The organism is Vibrio sp. 10N.222.51.C5 (assembly GCF_041474575.1).
Lineage (GTDB): Bacteria > Pseudomonadota > Gammaproteobacteria > Enterobacterales > Vibrionaceae > Vibrio > Vibrio crassostreae_C.
Genome location: NZ_JBFRUJ010000013.1, coordinates 73633 through 92498 on the forward strand (window position 1 = coordinate 73633; position 18866 = coordinate 92498).

The 18866-nt window shown below is 45.8% G+C and carries 19 protein-coding genes and 1 other RNA gene; 4 read left to right on the forward strand and 16 right to left on the reverse strand.

Going from position 1 to position 18866, the window contains the following annotated elements; translation table 11 throughout:
• Positions 1-38: 38 nt before the first annotated feature.
• The 8 genes from mraY to rsmI form a co-directional block, all read right to left on the reverse strand.
• Entirely contained in the window at positions 39-1121 is a 1083-nt protein-coding gene (gene mraY, locus AB4558_RS04785) for a phospho-N-acetylmuramoyl-pentapeptide-transferase (RefSeq protein WP_008223690.1), read from the reverse strand.
• Positions 1118-2491, reverse strand: a complete 1374-nt coding sequence (gene murF / locus AB4558_RS04790; protein ID WP_372073198.1) for a UDP-N-acetylmuramoyl-tripeptide--D-alanyl-D-alanine ligase — start codon at positions 2489-2491, stop codon at positions 1118-1120. The genes mraY and murF overlap by 4 nt, the downstream gene beginning before the upstream one ends.
• Positions 2491-3975, reverse strand: coding sequence for a UDP-N-acetylmuramoyl-L-alanyl-D-glutamate--2,6-diaminopimelate ligase (murE, locus tag AB4558_RS04795; RefSeq protein ID WP_372158216.1), 1485 nt, complete (start codon positions 3973-3975; stop codon positions 2491-2493). Before murE ends, murF begins: the two co-directional genes overlap by 1 nt.
• Positions 3976-3993: 18 nt before the next feature.
• Positions 3994-5751 (reverse strand): penicillin-binding transpeptidase domain-containing protein, encoded by a 1758-nt coding sequence (locus AB4558_RS04800; RefSeq protein WP_372131516.1) that lies wholly within the window; start codon positions 5749-5751, stop codon positions 3994-3996.
• Positions 5748-6065, reverse strand: a complete 318-nt coding sequence (gene ftsL, locus AB4558_RS04805) for a cell division protein FtsL (protein WP_017062901.1) — start codon at positions 6063-6065, stop codon at positions 5748-5750. Before ftsL ends, AB4558_RS04800 begins: the two co-directional genes overlap by 4 nt.
• A gap of 3 nt (positions 6066-6068) precedes the next feature.
• Positions 6069-7019, reverse strand: a complete 951-nt coding sequence (gene rsmH / locus AB4558_RS04810) for a 16S rRNA (cytosine(1402)-N(4))-methyltransferase RsmH (protein ID WP_017062902.1) — start codon at positions 7017-7019, stop codon at positions 6069-6071.
• A gap of 228 nt (positions 7020-7247) precedes the next feature.
• An RNA gene (gene rnpB, locus AB4558_RS04815) (RNase P RNA component class A) lies at positions 7248-7687 on the reverse strand.
• Between the two features lie 195 nt (positions 7688-7882).
• Positions 7883-8749, reverse strand: a complete 867-nt coding sequence (rsmI, locus tag AB4558_RS04820) for a 16S rRNA (cytidine(1402)-2'-O)-methyltransferase (protein ID WP_017062903.1) — start codon at positions 8747-8749, stop codon at positions 7883-7885.
• Between the two features lie 61 nt (positions 8750-8810).
• Between rsmI and AB4558_RS04825 the strand changes: the two genes are divergently transcribed.
• Genes AB4558_RS04825 through AB4558_RS04840 form a run of 4 tightly spaced genes read left to right on the forward strand, consistent with a single transcriptional unit; the run spans position 8811 to position 12228 of the window.
• Entirely contained in the window at positions 8811-10628 is a 1818-nt protein-coding gene (locus AB4558_RS04825) for a penicillin-binding protein activator (RefSeq protein WP_372073193.1), read from the forward strand.
• Positions 10615-11013 (forward strand): YraN family protein, encoded by a 399-nt coding sequence (locus AB4558_RS04830; protein ID WP_017059277.1) that lies wholly within the window; start codon positions 10615-10617, stop codon positions 11011-11013. The genes AB4558_RS04825 and AB4558_RS04830 overlap by 14 nt, the downstream gene beginning before the upstream one ends.
• A 2-nt stretch (positions 11014-11015) precedes the next feature.
• A complete protein-coding gene (locus AB4558_RS04835; protein ID WP_004729817.1) occupies positions 11016-11606 on the forward strand; it encodes a phosphoheptose isomerase in 591 nt (196 codons plus the stop codon).
• A 16-nt stretch (positions 11607-11622) separates the two neighbouring features.
• Positions 11623-12228, forward strand: a complete 606-nt coding sequence (locus AB4558_RS04840) for a BON domain-containing protein (protein ID WP_017062905.1) — start codon at positions 11623-11625, stop codon at positions 12226-12228.
• 254 nt (positions 12229-12482) lie between these two features.
• On the opposite strand, the gene sspB is transcribed toward AB4558_RS04840, so the two are convergent.
• The 8 genes from sspB to zapE form a co-directional block, all read right to left on the reverse strand.
• On the reverse strand, positions 12483-12977 hold the full coding sequence (gene sspB, locus AB4558_RS04845) for a ClpXP protease specificity-enhancing factor (protein WP_017072808.1): 495 nt from the start codon (positions 12975-12977) through the stop codon (positions 12483-12485).
• Between the two features lie 6 nt (positions 12978-12983).
• Positions 12984-13619 (reverse strand): stringent starvation protein SspA, encoded by a 636-nt coding sequence (gene sspA, locus AB4558_RS04850; protein WP_009848943.1) that lies wholly within the window; start codon positions 13617-13619, stop codon positions 12984-12986.
• A 97-nt stretch (positions 13620-13716) separates the two neighbouring features.
• Positions 13717-14454 (reverse strand): cytochrome c1, encoded by a 738-nt coding sequence (locus AB4558_RS04855; protein ID WP_017061436.1) that lies wholly within the window; start codon positions 14452-14454, stop codon positions 13717-13719.
• Positions 14451-15716, reverse strand: coding sequence for a cytochrome bc complex cytochrome b subunit (locus AB4558_RS04860; RefSeq protein WP_017061435.1), 1266 nt, complete (start codon positions 15714-15716; stop codon positions 14451-14453). The genes AB4558_RS04855 and AB4558_RS04860 overlap by 4 nt, the downstream gene beginning before the upstream one ends.
• The gene (gene petA, locus AB4558_RS04865) at positions 15716-16306 is read right to left on the reverse strand and encodes a ubiquinol-cytochrome c reductase iron-sulfur subunit (RefSeq protein ID WP_017061434.1); all 591 of its coding nucleotides are present in this window, start codon (positions 16304-16306) and stop codon (positions 15716-15718) included. The genes AB4558_RS04860 and petA overlap by 1 nt, the downstream gene beginning before the upstream one ends.
• 330 nt (positions 16307-16636) lie before the next feature.
• On the reverse strand, positions 16637-17029 hold the full coding sequence (gene rpsI / locus AB4558_RS04870; RefSeq protein ID WP_004740758.1) for a 30S ribosomal protein S9: 393 nt from the start codon (positions 17027-17029) through the stop codon (positions 16637-16639).
• A gap of 13 nt (positions 17030-17042) precedes the next feature.
• Positions 17043-17471: a 50S ribosomal protein L13 gene (gene rplM, locus AB4558_RS04875; protein WP_010434689.1), complete on the reverse strand. Its 429-nt coding sequence runs from the start codon at positions 17469-17471 to the stop codon at positions 17043-17045.
• A 247-nt stretch (positions 17472-17718) separates the two neighbouring features.
• On the reverse strand, positions 17719-18822 hold the full coding sequence (gene zapE / locus AB4558_RS04880; RefSeq protein ID WP_017061433.1) for a cell division protein ZapE: 1104 nt from the start codon (positions 18820-18822) through the stop codon (positions 17719-17721).
• Positions 18823-18866: the final 44 nt, after the last annotated feature.

Below are 18866 nucleotides of genomic sequence, written 5' to 3' on the forward strand. Positions count from 1 at the left end.
AGTTTTAAAGAACCTCTAATACAGAGGCTCGCATAGGATTAACGAACTTTCAGTGTCGCTAGGCCAATCAGTACCAATACCATTGAGATGATCCAAAAGCGCACGATAACACGCGGTTCTGGCCAGCCTTTCAGCTCATAGTGGTGGTGAATCGGTGCCATACGGAAAATACGCTGGCCACGCAATTTGTAAGAGCCCACCTGCAGGATTACTGACAAGGTCTCCATTACAAACACACCACCCATGATCACTAGTACCAACTCTTGACGAACGAGTACCGCAATCACACCTAACGCACCACCCAGTGCTAGAGAGCCAACATCGCCCATGAATACTTGTGCTGGGTAAGTGTTAAACCATAGGAAGCCAAGGCCTGCACCAACGATAGCAGTACATACCACAACCAGTTCAGAGGTGTATGGGATGTATGGAATGTGTAGGTATGCTGCAAAGTTAACGTTACCTGTCGCCCAAGCGATAACAGCAAAACCCGCTGCAACCATAACCGTTGGCATAATCGCCAAGCCATCTAGGCCATCAGTTAGGTTTACCGCGTTACTGGTACCCACAATAACAAAGTAAGTTAGAACAATGTACAGTAAACCAAGTTGTGGCATCACATCTTTAAAGAAAGGCACCACTAATTGTGTTGCTGCAGTGTCTTGCCCGTGAGCATACAGAGCAAATGCCACTACCAAAGCAATCGCCGACTGCCAAAAGTACTTCCAACGAGCAATCAGACCATCAGTGTTCTTACGAACAACTTTACGATAATCATCAACAAAACCAACTGCACCGTAACCGCCTAGCACGACAAGCACCGCCCAAACGTAAGGGTTTGATAAGTCAGCCCAAAGCAAGACTGTAATAATGATCGCAGCAAGGATCATCACACCACCCATAGTTGGTGTGCCACGCTTACTAAAGTGAGACTCTGGGCCGTCGTTACGAACAACTTGGCCAATTTGCAGCATTTGCAGACGCTCAATTAAACGAGGTCCCATCCACAGCGACAGACATAAAGCCGTCAAAATGCTCGCGATTGCACGAAACGACAAGTATTCGAACAAACGGAAAAAAGAAAAGTGTGGCTGTAGTAGCTCTGCAAGCCAAATTATCATGAAAAGTTCTCCTTTAAAGCAGCGGCTATTTTACTCATTCCTGCACTATTGGCGCCTTTTACCAACAAGGTATGTGGCGCGTTTTCTGGCAAGCTCAAGTGCTGCTCTATGTGCGCGATCATCGCTTCATGCGTTGCAAAGTGAGTGCCGTTACACACTTCACTAATCACCTTGGTATCATCACCGTAAGTGAGTACATTCTCAAAAGCGAATGGGGCAGCATATTCACCGACTTGACGGTGAAGTGCAAGGCTTTCATCGCCTAATTCAGCCATATTGCCTAAAATCAACCAACGCTGACCTTTGAAGCTCGACAACAATTTAGCTGCCGCCTTCATTGCCGGTACGCTGGCGTTGTAACTGTCATCTATCAGCTTGATATTCTGACTTAATTGTTGAACCTCAACTCGGCCTTTAACTGAGATAAGATTCGCTAAACCGCTTTTTATTTCTGCAAGCGTGGCATCGAATTGAATGCTCAGTGCAGCTGCCGCTAATGCGTTTGCTACATTGTGCTGACCAATAATGCCAAGTTCGACATCGATAGCGCCTTGCGGGGTCTGCATATCAAAGCAAGCTTCACCCTGCTCGTTGATGCGAATATTCGTCGAAAAGTAATCCGCCGTGTCATCACTTTCAGAAAAGGTCAGTACGTTTTTGTCTGCAAGCACATCTTTCCAGAAGTCACCACCATTGCTCTCTAGGTTAACAATAGCAGTATCACCAGCAGCAAGCCCCTGAAAAATTTCGCCTTTCGCTTGTTTAACACCATCAATTGAGCCAAAGCCCTCTAGATGCGCGGCAGCAACGTTATTCACTAAGGCCACCTGTGGTTTCACAAGCTGCGTGGTATAGGCAATTTCACCAATGTGGTTCGCGCCCAGTTCTATCACGGCATAGTCGTCATTGGGTTCACTGCGCAGCAAGGTTAGTGGTACTCCAATATCATTATTGAAGTTACCCGCTGTAAACAGCACTTTGCCACGTTGTTGTAGAATACTCGCGACCATCTCTTTGACGGTCGTTTTGCCACAGCTTCCTGTTATCGCCATGGTTGGCACGTTACATTGTTTGTGGATCCAAGCACTTAGCTGACCTAAAGCAAGTTTAGTGTCTTCAACAACAACTTGAGTAATATTTAGGTCAAGTTTTCGTTGAACTAATAACGCACTCGCATTGGCCTCAACAGCCTGACCACAAAAATCATGCGCATCAAAACGTTCACCTACAAGAGCAACAAACAGTGCACCTTCTTCAACGGTGCGAGTATCGGTAGAAACCGCATTGATCAAACTATTGCTCGATTTGCCAGCCTCTATCAGCTGACCGTACACCGCTGAGCAGATCTGCTCGAGTGATACATCAATCATTATGAAATACCTAAAAGTTGTAGTGCTGACTCTCGATCCGAATAGTGGATCGTTTTGTCTTTCAATACTTGGTAATCCTCATGGCCTTTACCTGCCAGAAGAATAATGTCGTTATTACCCGCCTGCTCTAGAGCAAACTTAACCGCCTGAAAGCGATCGTGTTCAACAAAGGCGACTTCAGGCTCACTTAAACCTGCCAGCATGTCTTTAACAATCAATGCCGGGTCTTCACTGCGAGGGTTGTCATCTGAAATAATAATGTTATCGGCGAACTGCTCTGCAGTAACCGCCATCATAGGGCGCTTGCCTATATCTCGATCACCACCGCAGCCAAAGATTGCCCATAGCTTTCCAGAGCAATGTACACGTAGTGCTGCCAATGCTTTCTCTAATGCGTCAGGTGTATGCGCGTAGTCGACAACCACTTTCGCTTTGTTTGGTACTTGGAACAATTCCATACGGCCAATCACAGGTTGCAATTGAGGTGCTGTGTCGATCAAGGTTTGCTTGTCGATGCCTAGTACAAGTAGGGTCGCGAAAGCAACCAATACATTTGATGCGTTGAACTGGCCAATTAAAGGAACAGACAGTTGTCCCTGCCCCCAGCTACCATCAAAAGCGAGTTTGATACCCGTCTCTGCATAAGCAACATCCGATGCCCATACTGACTGCTGGTAGCCCGATAACGGAAGCAATGACACAGCTACTGCATTGGACAGATCAGCCATCCAAGCTTTACCGACTTCATCATCAACATTAATCACAGCGTGCTTACACTTATGCTGAGTAAACAAGCTCTTCTTAGCCAGAGCGTACTCTTGCATCGTGCCGTGGTAATCCAAGTGGTCACGGCTCAAGTTAGTAAATACACCAGCCTCAAAATCCAATGCCTTAACTCGGCCTTGAACCAAACCATGAGACGAGATTTCCATCGCGGTATAAACAGCGTTTTCTTCAGCCAACTCACTCAGCGTACGTTGTATTTCAATCGCACTACCGGTCGTATTCGCCGCCGTTTTAAGGTTGTCTAGAAAACCGTTACCCGTGGTGCCCATTACCGCAGAGCGTTGGCCGACTAAATCTAGCCACTGAGCAATCAATTGGGTGATAGTGGTTTTGCCATTGGTGCCGGTAACACCAATCAGCTTAGTCGCCTGAGACGAGTAAACACGACCGGCCAACTCAGATAACACCAAGTTAAGGTCTTTAATGTAAACAACCGGAACAGCATCCAACCACTCAATCAGACCATGGGCCTTTTCAGCATCAGCTTGTGCGATAACGGCATTGGCTCCCTGTGAGACCGCTTTGTCAATGAAACGACGGCCATCAACAGCATGCCCAACTACAGCAACAAAAATATCGCCGTCTTTGATGGCACGACTATCCAACTCCAACTGTTCAACGGCAATCGCATCCAGCTCAGGTGAACTAAAGTCACCCCAAGGAGAAAGTAAAGATGACAGCGTGAGGCTATTACTCATATTGAATCCTGATTGGCTCTATTCTTGAAACTTGTTTTCATCAGCAGGGACATTCAGAATTTGCAGTGCGCCCTTCATGATTTCAGAAAAAACAGGGGCTGCGACCGAGCCACCATAGTAGAGGTCACCTTGAGGTTCATTGATCATCACAACCAAAGAGACTCTTGGGTCACTCACTGGAGCAACACCTGCGGTATAGGCGAAGTACTCGTCTCCATAACCACCGGAAATCGCTTTTCTAGATGTACCTGTTTTTGCTGCTACTCGGTAACCCGGCACGGCAGCTCTTGTCGCTGTACCGCCCTTTTGGGTTACGCCTTCTAGCATGTTCAAAACCAACTCAGCATTTTCGCGCTTGATGCTCTGTTTTGAGAAATCTTGGTCGTTGCTTTTAACGATATGGATAGGTTCGTAAACACCGTGATTCGCTAACGTCGCATAGGCATGAGCCAATTGCAGCGGAGTAATCGCTAGACCATAACCAAAGGATAAGGTAGCGATTTCAAACTTAGACCAGCGTCGACGGTTCGGGAAAATACCCGCGGTCTCACCGACTAGATTCAGCCCAGACATCTCGCCAAGACCAACAGAACTGTACATGCCCAGTAGCGCTTCAAGTGGCATATCCAGTGCTAACTTCGCCACACCGATGTTACTCGACTTCTTAAGGATTAACGCCAAGTCTGCCTTACCAACTTTGGAAGTATCACGTACACGGCTACCACCGATTTGCATGATGCCGTTACCCGTATCAATTACAGTATCAGCATCCGCGGTACCATTTTCGAGAGCGGCAAGAACAACAAACGGCTTAACCGTCGAACCTGGCTCAAAAGCATCGGTGATCACGCGGTTACGCATCTTAAAGCTTTGTAAATCAGCACGATTGTTTGGGTTGTAAGACGGTGCGTTAACCATGGCCAAAACCGCACCCGTTTTTACGTCTAATAAGATGGCAGATCCAGACGTCGCCTTGTGATCGGCTACCGCCTGTTTAATCGCTCGATAAGCGATGGCTTGTAAGCGCTGATCGATGGTCAATTCGAGTGGTTTACCTTCTTCACGCTCTTCTAGTGCAATGTTTTCAACTACTCGCCCGTAACGGTCTTTACGGATTGTACGTTTACCTGCTTCACCCGTGAGCCACTTATCGTAGCTGCGCTCGACACCTTCTAGGCCGTGTCCATCAATTCCGGTCACACCAATAAGATGCGCGCTGACTTCACCGGCTGGGTAATAACGACGTGATTCTGCTTTAAGACCAATACCCACCAGCTTTAAGTCGCGGATGTATTTCGCCATTGCTGGGCTAACTTGTCTTTGTAGGTAGATAAAACGACGAGATTTGTCGCTGGAGATCTTGTTGATCATCGATTGTCGATCTAAGCCAAGTACATCAGCTAGCGCATACCAACGATCAATTTGGGCCATGCCATTTTTATCGAAGATGGTTTTCGGGTCAGCCCATACCGCCTCAACAGGCACACTGACGGCAAGTGGTTCGCCATTGCGGTCTGAAATAATACCGCGGGCAGAAGGAATAGCCTTAACACGTACAGAACGAAGGTCGCCCTGACGAATTAAGTTATCTGGTTCAATGACTTGGATGTAAGCCACACGACCTACTAGTACAGAAAAGGCAACCAACACAAAAGCAATAACGACGTTGAAACGCCATTTAATCAGAATTGGATCCGAGTCCTTTTCGCTCTTCACTCGCTCTTTCGTTGGTTTCTTAACGGCTTTCGCGGGGGCTTTTTCCTTTTTTCCGGTCATTTCAGTGTGATCACAACTTCTTTGTCGGAGTCTGGACGTTTCATGTCTAGCTCTCGTTTTGCCGATGCTTGAACGCGGCTATGTTCAGCCAGAGCCGTCTCTTCAAGCATTAAATTTCGCCATTCATTATCAAGCTGTTCACGCTCACTCAATGCCATGTCTTTTTGCGTGATTGCCTGACGTGACATGTGTGTCGTGAGAACGACCCCCATCGCGCTCGCGAAGATACAGATAAGCAGCACCAATGGGACTTTACCCACGGAGATCAAATCAAAAAATATTATCTTGGCTAAGTTAGGTTTGGAGGTCTTCATTGACTATAGCTTTTCTGCGATTCGTAATACTGAGCTACGCGAACGAGTATTCTCATCCACTTCATCTTTAGAAGGCTTGATCGCTTTACCAACAGGCTTAAGATCAGCACTGCCTAGCGCTTTGATCTGCTCTTCTGTTAGTGGCAGGCCATGTGGTACTTGCGGACCTTGGCTCTCTTTACGGATAAAGCGCTTCACCATGCGGTCTTCAAGAGAGTGAAAGCTAATAACAGACAAACGGCCTTGAGGAGCAAGAATGCTTGCTGCGCCTTTCAGGGCTGTATCGATCTCTTCAAGTTCACTGTTGATGTAGATACGGAAGGCTTGGAAAGCACGTGTTGCTGGGTGCTTTTTCTCTTTGAAGCTTTTTGGAGCTACATCCGAGATAAGCTTAGCCAACTGACCGGTACGCGTTAGTGGTTCGTTCTCTTCATTCTCTTGATAAGCAATGATGCCTTTCGCGATACGACGAGCGTGTTTGTCTTCACCGAACTCACGAATAACCCATGTGATGTCATCAAGATCGGCTTCAACTAACCACTGAGAGACAGGAATACCGGTTGTTGGGTCCATACGCATATCAAGCGGACCGTCTTTCATGAAGCTAAAGCCACGCTCAGCGTCATCTAGCTGTGGTGAAGAAACACCTAGATCCAGTAACACACCATCCACTTGACCGACTAAGTCATAACGCTCTGCATATTCAGCCATACCTGAGAACGGGCCGTGAATAATCGTAAAACGAGGGTCATCAATCTTTTGCGCTTCTGCAATCGCTTGTGGATCGCGGTCAATACTAAAGAGTCGTCCATTCTCGCCCAGTTTAGACAGGATTGTACGGCTGTGACCACCACGGCCAAAAGTACCATCGATGTAGGTACCGTCAGGTTTGATCGCAAGTCCGTCAATAGATTCGTTAAGCAATACTGAAATATGTTTGAATGCTTCTGTCATAGTCTTCTCAGTGAGTGGATTGAGCCATTAGTTCGGCAATAATTTGTTCTATTAACGTTTTAGTGTACTGATTTCACGCCGTATCTCCACCATATTGTGTATAGGCTTTGGGAATTTTTGACCCAAGCTCATATCAGGGTGAAGGATTCTAAGGAAATCTAAATAATTTACGTCAATATAAAGCAAAAAACCCATCACTACCGTTAAGTAATGATGGGTTCTTTATATAGGTGGAGTTGACACATACGCCGGGTTCTGTTCCGCTTGCGCGGCGGTAACCATTCGTCTAGGCCTGCAATCGCTCACAGGCTCAAGCAATCTACCCGCCCCCATACGCGAGCAACGCAATGTGAGGGCCTATTTGATCTTGCTCCGGGTGGAGTTTACCTTGCTACGAACTGTTGCCAGTCGCACGGTGCGCTCTTACCGCACCCTTTCAGCCTTACCTGTGCCCCTTCCGAAGAAATGAGGCCATCGGCGGTCTTCTCTCTGCTGCACTTGTCGTGGGCTCGCGCCCCCCAGACGTTATCTGGCACCCTGCTCTATGGAGCCCGGACGTTCCTCCCCTCTGCCAGTCTCCCGAAGGACTTCAACGTCAGTTTCCCGAAGGACCTCAACGTCAGTCTCCCGAAGGACATCAGCAAAGCAGCGATTACCCGTTCAACTCCGAGGGCGGATTGTATAGAGATTAGAGTGCAGTGTCTAGCGAGATCACAAATATGCTGCAAACCGCTAAGTAAACGCATGAATTTCACACAATCCAGACAAAAAAAGAGGAATGAAGGGACGACCTTCATTCCTCACAAGCTTTAAAATAGCACTCTAGCGACTTATACACTGAGCAGCTATTTATCTATTCAGCGTTAACCATCTAGGTGCTCAAGGCCCCACTTGTACAGCGCGTTCTTTTTCAGGTTGTAGATTTCAGCTGTCATTGCCGCCGCTTTTTTAAGAGGTAACTCTTTAGTTAGGATACCCAGAGTACGAGTCGCTTCGTCTGGCAGTTCTGTGCTCGCTTCTTCACGATGACCATGAATCAGTAACACCATCTCACCGCGCTTACGGTTCGAATCTTCTTCAATCCACTCAATCAACTCACCCAGTGGCAATCCTTGAATTGTTTCGAATGTCTTAGTCAGCTCACGTGCCAAGACAACTTCACGGTCTGGGCCTAAGATCTCAAGCATATCTTGTAGAGAATCTGAGATTCGATGTGGTGATTCGTAGAAGATACACGTGCGCTCTGCTTTCGCGATCTCTAGGAACTTATCTTTACGACCTTTGCTCTTTGGCGGCAAAAAGCCTTCAAAGCTGAAACGATCAGACGGTAAACCAGACGCACTCAATGCCGTAATCACTGCACAAGCACCAGGAAGTGGCACAACTCTCACACCCGCTTGACGACATTGTGAGACAAGATGGTAACCTGGGTCACTGATTAAAGGTGTACCCGCATCAGAGACTAATGCGATAGACTGACCTTCTAATAACCTTTCGACTAGAACTTGCGCTTTAGTTTGTTCATTATGATCATGTAAAGCGAACGTTCTGGTTGATATATTGAAGTGAGCAAGCAGCTTACCCGTGTGGCGTGTGTCTTCGGCTGCAATAACATCGACACTTGATAAAATTTCAATTGCTCTTTGAGTGATATCTCCCAAATTTCCGATTGGGGTTGGCACAATGTAGAGAGTTGGGCTCTCTGTGAGCAAGGTTTTGTTATCTGTCATTTGTTTACCATCACTTCAACGATTAATATAGATACAAATTTATACGGAATTTAAAGAACTCATGGCAACGATGAACCATAAGAGACTCAGTGTACCACGCTTACTAACTCCAATTGCATTAGCAATTACATTGGCGGCTTGTTCTTCAGGTCCTCAAGCACCAACGAGCGTTGATATTACACTAGATCCAGCGCAATCAACTGAAAGTTACATGATGCAGGCGGATAGTAGCAAAGGAAGTCTACAAAACGACTGGTTAATCATGGCGCTTAAGGCTTCTGTGCAAGTTGGAAAAACCGATCAAGCAACTCTGCTGATTAAACGCTTAGCAAAACAAGAGCTGAGCGAAACGCAACAAGCGGAATGGCAATTAGCGCGCGCTCAGCTGCTGGTGAATAACTCACAGCCAGATCAAGCTTATAGCCAACTAAACTTCCAGCCTTGGTGGAAGCTTCCGAACGAGCAGTGGAAAGATTATCACGAGCTACGCGCGAACATCTCAGAGATGAAGAGTGAGTATTTCGAGGCAAGCCGTGAGTTAGTGCTCTATTCAGAGTACCTAGAGGCTGACGACGAGCTTCAACAGCAAACTGCCGACCGTATTTGGCAAAACCTGAATAGCTACTCTCAATACGAGATTCTAGAACTGAAAACATCACCGACAGAAGATGTGCTTTCAGGTTGGTTACAACTGGCAATCTACATGAAGACGCTGAACTCAAATCTTCCAAACCTGCAGGAAACCTTATCGGATTGGTTAGCCGAGAATCCTCAGCACCCAGCTGCTACTTACACACCTCAGGCGATCACTGACGTCTTGGCACTAGAGATCAGCAAGCCAACCAGCACTGCACTATTACTGCCTCTAACCGGTAAGTACGGCAAGCAAGCACAACTTGTGCGTGACGGTTTCATCTTTGCGATGATGAATGACAAAGAGCGCGAAGAAGATGCAACGCTGACGGTAATGGATACCAACGTGCAAAGTGCCGCTGAGATTAAAGCGACACTGGAAGAGAACAACGTTGATTTCATCGTTGGCCCGCTGATTAAGAGCAACATAACTAAACTTCAGCAAGCGCAGAAAAACCACGAGAACTCGATTCCAGCTTTAGCTCTGAACATTCCAACGCAACTAGAACCAGATACTAACATTTGTTATCTCGCTCTATCGCCAGAGCAAGAAGTCGCTCAGGCAGCGAAGCACCTATTTGCTCAAGGCTACAAGTACCCGCTTATCCTTGCGCCAAGAGGACGTTTAGGTGAGCGAGTTGAGCAAGCGTTTAAAGAAGAGTGGAAAAAATACAGCAGCAACGATGTGGCTATCAGCTTGTTCTCTGACAAACGCCAACTGCAACGTAATGTGAATCAGGTATTTGGCTTGCAAGAGAGCCAACAACGTATCGCTCAAATGGATGGGTTACTGAACCTAGACCTAGAAACAGAGCCACGCAGCCGTCGTGATATCGATTCTGTCTACATTGTGGCTAAGAACTCAGAGCTAACGCTAATCAAACCCTTCATTGAAGTTGCAATTAACCCTGATGCTAGCCAGCCCGCTCTTTTCTCAAACTCACGCAGCAACAGCGGTGATAAGCAGTATGAAGACCTAACCGGCGTGTTCTACAGCGACATCCCACTATTGGTTGAGAACAAAAACGAGCTTAATAAAGAGCTAAACGACCTATGGCCTGCACACTCAAACGGCCAAAAGCGTCTGCAAGCACTGGGAATGGATGCATACTACCTAATGGATGCACTGCCACAGATGAAAGCCGTACAGGGTTACAGCATTCCAGGTGAAACGGGTGTGCTAACCATCGATAACAACTGTGTGGTTCAACGTGAAATCAGCTGGGCAGAGCATGGGGCTTTTTAGCCGAAAGTTCCTATCCAAACCAACCATCACCCACAAACAAGTGGGTGATAAATACGAGGCCGTGGCAAAATCTTATCTGATTAACCACGGTTTATCGTTAATAGAAGAAAACTTCATAGCAAAATGTGGCGAGATTGATCTTATAATGCGCCATAACAATACGGTTGTGTTTGCTGAGGTAAAATACCGCAAGCAAACCCGCTACGGACATGCCGCTGAAATGGTGACTGCCAAGAAGTCACAGAAACTGCTCAAAACAGCCAATGTTTGGCTTATGCAGCAAGGCTTGTCGGTGCACTCTACAGATTTCAGGTTTGATATTGTTGCCATTGAAGGGCCGAATGACACTATCGACTGGATTCAAAACGCGATTACCCAAGGATAAACATGCTAGACAGCATTAAAGAAAGTTTCACAGAAAGTATTCAAATCCAAATTGCGGCTGCAGAAGCTCTGCCTGACGCAATCACGCATGCCGCTCAAGCAATGGTTGCGACCTTGCTTAACGGAAACAAAATTCTTTGTTGTGGTAATGGTGGTTCGGCGTCGAATGCTCAGCAATTTGTATCGTGCCTACTCAACCGGTTTGAAACAGAGCGCCCTAGCCTTCCAGCAATGGCACTCACAGCAGACAACACCACGCTAACGGCTGTGGCTAACGACTACCACTATGAAGAGATCTTCTCTAAGCAGGTGCGTGCATTCGGTCAAACTGGCGATATTCTGTTGGCTATCTCGACTAGCGGTAACAGCAAGAACATCATCAAGGCAATGGAAGCGGCGGTAACTCGCGACATGACCATCATCGCCTTTACCGGTAAAGATGGTGGTGAGATGGCAGGTTTGCTTGGTGAACACGATGTAGAGATTCGTATCCCGTCACACCGTACAGCGCGCATTCATGAAGTACACATGGTGACACTGCACTGCCTATGTGACCTAATCGATCAAGTACTCTTCCCTGCCCACGAAGAGTGATATACGGAGCATCACAATGAAATCATTAACCTCTATGAGGCTGTTTAAGCTGATTAATGTTTCGCTACTTACACTGTCTCTGTCTGGTTGTGCTGGCATTTTCATTGCTGGTGCTGCAACTACTGCAAACCTAGTCACAGATACGCGAACAACCAAAGAGATTTGGAACGACAACAACATCGAATTTGAAGTTGCAGCGATTACCAATAAACAACCATTCCGTGGCAATGTACGTGTCACCGCAAGCTCATACCGAGGTTCAGTGGTGTTGATGGGGCAAGCAACCACAGATTCAGAACGTCGCGCTTTTGAAAACCAAGCCAAAGAAGTGGCTGGCGTTGAGAGCATCCACAATCAAGTTCGAGTGAAAGAACCTTTGTCTGTAAGTGCTATCAGTAAAGACAGCTGGATTACCACTAAGGTGAAATCAGCTCTGCTTGCGAATGCTGAGCTTAACGGCATCAAAGTAAAAGTGATTACTGAGGATTCAGAAGTATTCCTACTTGGACTCGTGACTAGAGAGCATGCCGATATCGCGACAGAAGTTGCGCGTAACATATCTGGCGTAAAACAGGTTATTCGAGCGTTTGAATACGGTGAAGAAGAGACGGCTGTTAACTAGCCGTAAGCCAGTCAACTAAATGCGATATAGCAGAAAAGAAAAAGCAGCGACTCGTCGCTGCTTTTTTATTTGGTTCGTTATCTAATACCAATCGTAGTAAATAATCTATCATTCTAGCTTGTTAAAAATTTCGATAACTGCGTTAGAATTTTTGATTGTAGAATAACTACTTATCAAAAAATTCCGCCTTGCTCTCAAGCTTTTTTCCTGCGCTATTTCTGATCACTTACTTACTGTGATTGGTATAACTAACGTTATTTGATAACACGAAGGCTTGGGCGACCTTTCGCTGGACGAGGTGGCTCAGGATCTGAGTCTGGCTCTTCAGCATCTACGTCTGCCGTTGCTACGCTCAAAGATGGGCCTTTTTCTGGTTCTTCAAAAGGACTTTCTTCAATCCCTTCTTCAAACGCTTCCATGTAAGCCTCTTCAGGTTCAAACATGGTACCAGCACCATTTTCACGAGCATAAATCGCTTGTACTGCGTAAAGCGGAACGATCACAGAGTGTGGACGACCACTAAAGCGAGCACTAAACGTCACAGCTTCGTTACCCAGTTCAAGTTGTCCAACCGCACGAGGCGCGATGTTCAGAATGATCTGACCATCTTGAACAAACTCTTCTGGAACTCGCACACCCGGTAATGTTGCTTCAACAACAAGGTGTGGAGTTAGTTCGTTATCAACCAGCCACTCATAAAATGCACGAAGCATGTATGGTCGGCGTGGAGTCATATTAGAAATATCCATAAACGCTTAGCGAACGAGTCGCATCTCACGCTCAGCTTCAGTTAGAGAAGCTAGGAATGAATCACGTTCGAATACGCGGTTCATGTAAATCTTAAGCTCTTTAGAACCAGGACCAATTAGTTCGATACCAAGCTCAGGTAAACGCCATAATAGCGGAGCTAGGTAACAATCAATTAGGCTAAACTCTTCGCTCATGAAGTATTCATACTCAGCGAAGATAGGAGCAAGAGTCAGTAGGTCGTTGCGCAGTTTAACGCGAGCTGCTTCAGATTCTTCAGCGTTGCCTTTAACGATCTTCTCTGCAACTGAATACCAGTTACGCTCAATGCGGTACATCATTAGACGGCTGTTACCACGAGCAACCGGGTATACAGGCATCAACGGTGGATGAGGGAAACGCTCATCTAGGTATTCCATGATGATCTTCGAGTCATATAGAGCAAGCTCACGATCAACAAGAGTAGGTACTGATTTGTACGGGTTCAGTTCAACAAGCTCTGCTGGTAGATTTTTTTCATCAACCAACTCAACTTCAACACTTACGCCTTTTTCAGCAAGAACGATGCGCACCTGATGGCTATACATATCAGAAGCACTTGAGAAAAGAGTCATTACAGAACGTTTATTGGCAGCTACAGCCATGGAGCCCTCCAGTACACTTTAAATAAAAACAATGGAGGCCTAAAGCCTCCATTGAACATTAACATAATTTGGGAATTAGCACGGTATTATAGCACAATTAGTGCACATCACGCCAATACTCTTTCTTCAGCAAAATCACGATGATAGTGAAGATTACTAAGAAGGCCATTACCCACCAACCCATAGCGTGACGCTCAAGTTGAACTGGGTCGCCCGAGTAAACCAAAAAGTTAACAAGGTCACGAACTGCTTCGTCGTATTCACCAGCACTTAATTCGCCAGAGCCGTCAGTCTCAGTGCCAACAACAACCGTCACTTCCTCGCCATCTACCATATGAGTATCGTAGATTGGTGTTGGGATACCTTGCAGTTCTTCAAGAACGTGCGGCATACCAACGCTTGGGAAAACAATGTTGTTCACGCCAAATGGACGAGACGGATCTTCATAGAAAGTACGAAGGTAAGTGTACAGCCAGTCTGCGCCACGAACACGAGCAACCAATGTTAGGTCTGGTGGCGGAGCACCAAACCAACTTGCCGCTTGATCAGAAGGCATAGCATTAACCATCAAGTCACCGATTTTCGCTTCAGGATCGAAAATCAGATTTTCCTTCATAAGATCAACGGGGATCTCTAAATCATTCGCAACACGTTCATAGCGCTGGTACTGCGTTGAGTGACAAGCGAAACAGTAGTTCATGAACATCTTAGCGCCATTTTGCAATGAAGCTTTGTCTGTTAAATCATTGTTCGCTTTGTCTAATGGTACGTTTGCACCCGCTGCCATCACCAGTGACGGCAACATAGCAAATAAAATTACAATCCACTTTTTCATTTGAATGTCACCCTTTCTGGTAATGGTTTCGTCGCTTCATTTTTACTGTAGAACCACAGTAGAACGAAGAACATGAAGTAACCTAAGCTAAAGATTTGAGCCAGTAGCGTGTATGTTGGCGTTGCTGGAAGCGCACCAAGTACACCAAGCGCAATAAAGCTTATTGTGAATTGGATGATGTTAATCAAATGCAGTTTGCTACGGTAACGGTAAGAACGCACTTTACAACGGTCGAACCATGGTAGTAGGAATAGCACAACAATAGATGCGCCCATTGCTACAACACCTAGCAACTTATCAGGAACAGCACGCAGAATTGCGTAAAACGGCGTGAAGTACCATACCGGAGCGATGTGCTCTGGTGTTTTCAGTGGGTTAGCAGCTTCAAAGTTTGGCGGCTCAAGGAAGAATCCACCCATCTCTGGGTTAAAGAACAGCACATAACAGAAGAAGAATAGGAAACCGGCCACACCAACCATATCTTTCACGGTCCCGTATGGGTGGAAAGGAATAGAGTCAATGATGTCGTATTTCTTAGTGTAATCCTTGTGGAATGGGAACTGCGTTTTGTAGTCGTCGCCCATTGTGCCTTTAGGAAGTTTCGTCTCAATACCGTCTGGGTTGTTCGAACCCACTTCGTGCAGTGCTAGTACGTGAAGTACGATAAGCAGCAGAAGTACAATTGGTAGAGCGATAACGTGCAGTGCGAAGAAACGGTTCAGCGTTGCACCAGAGATGATGTAGTCACCACGGATCCAAAGCGTTAGGTCATCACCGATAACAGGGATCGCACCAAACAGAGAAATGATTACCTGAGCACCCCAGTAAGACATTTGACCCCATGGTAGTAGGTAACCCATGAAAGCCTCAGCCATAAGCACTAAGAAGATCAACATACCGAAGATCCAAAGTAGCTCACGAGGCTTTTGGTAAGAACCATAGATTAGGCCACGGAACATGTGCAGGTAGATAACAACGAAGAATGCCGAAGCACCTGTTGAGTGCATGTAACGTAGTAGCCAACCGTATTCCACATCACGCATGATGTATTCAACAGAAGCAAATGCACCCTCACCTGACGGTACGTAGTTCATTGTTAGCCAAATACCCGTAAGGATTTGGTTAACCAATACCAACATTGCCAAAGAACCGAAAAGGTACCAAAAGTTAAAGTTCTTAGGCATTGGGTATTCAGATAAATGCTTTTTATACGCATTCATCGCGGGTAGACGTTTCTCTACCCAATCAAGCAATCCTTGCATTACGCGTCTCCCTCGTCCACACCGATCATGATCTTAGTGTCACTCAAATACATATGCTTTGGTACAACAAGATTCAATGGAGCTGGTACGCCTTGGAATACTCGACCTGCCATATCAAACTTTGAACCATGACAAGGACAGAAGAAACCAGACTTAACACCCTGAACTTGTTCTGCAAAAGAATCCGGCAGGTAAGTTGGAGAACAACCTAAGTGCGTACAGAAACCAACAGCAACGAAGAATTCCGGCTTAATTGAACGGAACTCGTTCTGTGCGTATTCTGGTTGTTGTTCAGCTTCAGATTGAGGGTCACGAAGTTGACCACCGATCGATTTTAGGTTTTCTAGTACCGACTCAGCACGGCGTACAACCCATACAGGTTTACCTTGCCACTCGACACGAACCATTTGTCCCGGTTCTAACTTACTGACTTCCACTTCCACCGGCGCGCCCGCAGCTTTCGCCTTGGCACTCGGATTCCATGATTTAATAAAAGGCACGGCTACAGCAGCTGCTCCTAAACCACCAACAACGGCTGTTGTTGCGGTTAAGAAACGCCTGCGACCGTTATTTAAAGGCGCGTTGCTCATCCAAACATTCTCCCATTTGCTCCTTGTGGATTGAAATAATTCCGATTAAAGAGCATGGCTAACAAAATATGTATTTAGTTCTATTTATTGACGGCAAATGATAAATAAAACCCTACTTTTTGACAAGATAAAGCTACCTTTTTGTAACAATCATGAGGCAAAGCGCACATTGGGTTACAAAAGCTTTCAAAATATAAGAATTTGGAAATAAAACGAGGAAGGGAAAGCGTTTAGAGGGGGTATAAAAACAAAAAGCCCGGCATATAGCCGAGCTTTGAACCACAATTCCAGTCGTAAAACTGGGGGCGTGTACTTTTTCGTAAAGAAAAATTAACGCTTAGAGAATTGAGGTTTACGACGTGCTTTACGTAGACCAACTTTCTTACGTTCAACGCAACGAGCGTCACGAGTAACGTAGCCAGCTGCACGTAGAGCAGGACGTAGAGTTTCATCGTACTCCATAAGAGCGCGAGTGATACCGTGGCGGATTGCGCCAGCTTGACCAGAAATACCACCACCAGAAACAGTGATGTAAAGGTCAAGTTTCTCAGTTAGTTCAACTAGCTCAAGAGGTTGCTTAACAACCATACGAGAAGTTGGACGACCGAAGTAAACATCAAGGCTACGCTTGTTGATTACGATCTCACCAGAGCCTGGTTTGATGAAAACACGAGCTGCTGAGCTTTTGCGACGACCAGTGCCGTAGTATTGATTCTCTGCCATTTTCATAATCCCCTTAGATGTCTAGTACTTGTGGCTGTTGAGCAACATGGTTGTGCTCAGTACCAGCGTACACTTTAAGCTTACGGTACATCGCGCGGCCTAGAGGACCACGTGGAAGCATACCTTTAACTGCTAGTTCTAGAACCATTTCTGGTTTCTTAGCAATTAGCTTTTCAAAAGTGATAGTTTTAAGACCACCTGGGAACTCTGAGTGACGGTAGTAAACCTTACCCTTAGCTTTGTTACCAGTTACAGCAACTTTCTCAGCGTTAACAACGATGATGTAATCACCAGTGTCTACGTGAGGAGTGTATTCTGCTTTGTGCTTGCCGCGTAGGCGAGAAGCGATTTCACTTGCTAGACGGCCAAGAGTTTTGCCTTCAGCGTCTACAACATACCAGTCGCGTTTTACAGTTTCTGGTTTAGCAACGAAAGTTTTCATGCTAATAATTACCTATTTAAAAAATTTACACTTAAGGAATACTCGCGTATTCCCACTGTCTAAGAGTTACCATTCATCACCCCTTCGAGTGTTGGAAAACTCTTGGCATAACGTGATTTTACTCATCGCTAGAGGCCCGCAGTAACGGTAGGTCGCAGGATTATAGAGAAGAGCGAAGAAAAAATCACCTCTTTTTGAACAAAATCACGATTTTTTTAATTCTATTTCTTATTCGAGATAATCAAAGCTAACTTAAGTGTTCTTTTGCCAAATATTCATGGCTCTGCATTTCAATTAAACGCGACTGACAACGTTTAAATTCAAACTCTAGCTGACCATGGGTGTATAGCTTTTCTAGCTCCACTTCCGCTGAAATAATCAGCTTCACATTGCGCTCGTAGAACTCATCAACTAATGCAATGAAGCGCCTCGCAGCGTCATCTGAAGTCGCGCCCATTTGCAATACATCCGCCAATAGAACTGTGTGATAAACCCGAGACAACTCAATATAGTCGTTCTGGCTACGAGCCGACTGACAAAGCTGAGCAAAGGTACCATGCAGTACGCCATCACTCGCTTCGACTACATCTAATTGACGGTGGTTAACCTCTATCTGCTTAAGCTTCTCTTTATCTTCACCAACGAGCTGAGCGTAATACTTTTCGAGATTAATATTCGCTTGGCTATCTAGCGGGTAATGGTAAATCTCAGCCTGTTCTAAGGTACGTAGACGATAGTCAATACCACTATCGACATTAAGGATATGACAGTTGTCTTGAATGAGCTTGATGGCAGGTAAGAAACGCGCTCGCTGTAACCCGTTGCGATACAGATCCGCAGGTGGAATATTAGAGGTCGCAACCAAGATAGCGTTTCGAGCGAATAACTCTTGGAACAAGGTTCCTAGGATCATCGCATCGGTGATGTCTGAAACAAAGAATTCGTCGAAACAGATAATGTCCGCTTCTTCCTTCAACTTGTCTGCGACTAAAGGCAATGGATCACTCACATTACCTAGCGCCTTTAGCTCATCATGAACTCGATACATAAAGCGGTGAAAGTGAACACGCATTTTTTTAGTGGTCGGTAAGGCATCATAGAACGTATCCATTAGGTACGTTTTTCCTCGCCCTACGCCACCCCAAAAATAGAGACCTTTCGGTGGTTGTGGCAGTTCTGGCTTTTTGCCTAGTAATTTCTGGAAGCGAGTCAGTTGAGGAATGGGCGTATTCATGTAATCTTGAAATTGATGAAAGAGTTCATCTAAAGATTTTACGGCTTGCTCTTGTGCTGGATCTCTTTGAAATCCATGTTCTTTTATATCTTGTTCGTATTTTTTAATGGGATTCATGACGACATTTCCACAATGAAAGCAATATCAGACAACAACTAAAA

Bases quoted from the DNA above. Each gene is read 5' to 3' on its own strand.
- AB4558_RS04835 (WP_004729817.1), top strand. From the start codon at position 11,016: ATGCTAGACAGCATTAAAGAAAGTTTCACAGAAAGTATTCAAATCCAA.
- rplM (WP_010434689.1), bottom strand. From the start codon at position 17,471: ATGAAAACTTTCGTTGCTAAACCAGAAACTGTAAAACGCGACTGGTAT.
- zapE (WP_017061433.1), bottom strand. From the start codon at position 18,822: ATGAATCCCATTAAAAAATACGAACAAGATATAAAAGAACATGGATTT.
- AB4558_RS04860 (WP_017061435.1), bottom strand. From the start codon at position 15,716: ATGCAAGGATTGCTTGATTGGGTAGAGAAACGTCTACCCGCGATGAAT.
- murE (WP_372158216.1), bottom strand. From the start codon at position 3,975: ATGAGTAATAGCCTCACGCTGTCATCTTTACTTTCTCCTTGGGGTGAC.
- murF (WP_372073198.1), bottom strand. From the start codon at position 2,491: ATGATTGATGTATCACTCGAGCAGATCTGCTCAGCGGTGTACGGTCAG.
- mraY (WP_008223690.1), bottom strand. From the start codon at position 1,121: ATGATAATTTGGCTTGCAGAGCTACTACAGCCACACTTTTCTTTTTTC.
- ftsL (WP_017062901.1), bottom strand. From the start codon at position 6,065: ATGAAGACCTCCAAACCTAACTTAGCCAAGATAATATTTTTTGATTTG.
- AB4558_RS04855 (WP_017061436.1), bottom strand. From the start codon at position 14,454: ATGAAAAAGTGGATTGTAATTTTATTTGCTATGTTGCCGTCACTGGTG.
- sspB (WP_017072808.1), bottom strand. From the start codon at position 12,977: ATGGATATTTCTAATATGACTCCACGCCGACCATACATGCTTCGTGCA.
- AB4558_RS04830 (WP_017059277.1), top strand. From the start codon at position 10,615: ATGGGGCTTTTTAGCCGAAAGTTCCTATCCAAACCAACCATCACCCAC.
- sspA (WP_009848943.1), bottom strand. From the start codon at position 13,619: ATGGCTGTAGCTGCCAATAAACGTTCTGTAATGACTCTTTTCTCAAGT.
- AB4558_RS04840 (WP_017062905.1), top strand. From the start codon at position 11,623: ATGAAATCATTAACCTCTATGAGGCTGTTTAAGCTGATTAATGTTTCG.
- AB4558_RS04825 (WP_372073193.1), top strand. From the start codon at position 8,811: ATGGCAACGATGAACCATAAGAGACTCAGTGTACCACGCTTACTAACT.
- rsmI (WP_017062903.1), bottom strand. From the start codon at position 8,749: ATGACAGATAACAAAACCTTGCTCACAGAGAGCCCAACTCTCTACATT.
- rpsI (WP_004740758.1), bottom strand. From the start codon at position 17,029: ATGGCAGAGAATCAATACTACGGCACTGGTCGTCGCAAAAGCTCAGCA.
- petA (WP_017061434.1), bottom strand. From the start codon at position 16,306: ATGAGCAACGCGCCTTTAAATAACGGTCGCAGGCGTTTCTTAACCGCA.
- AB4558_RS04800 (WP_372131516.1), bottom strand. From the start codon at position 5,751: ATGACCGGAAAAAAGGAAAAAGCCCCCGCGAAAGCCGTTAAGAAACCA.
- rsmH (WP_017062902.1), bottom strand. From the start codon at position 7,019: ATGACAGAAGCATTCAAACATATTTCAGTATTGCTTAACGAATCTATT.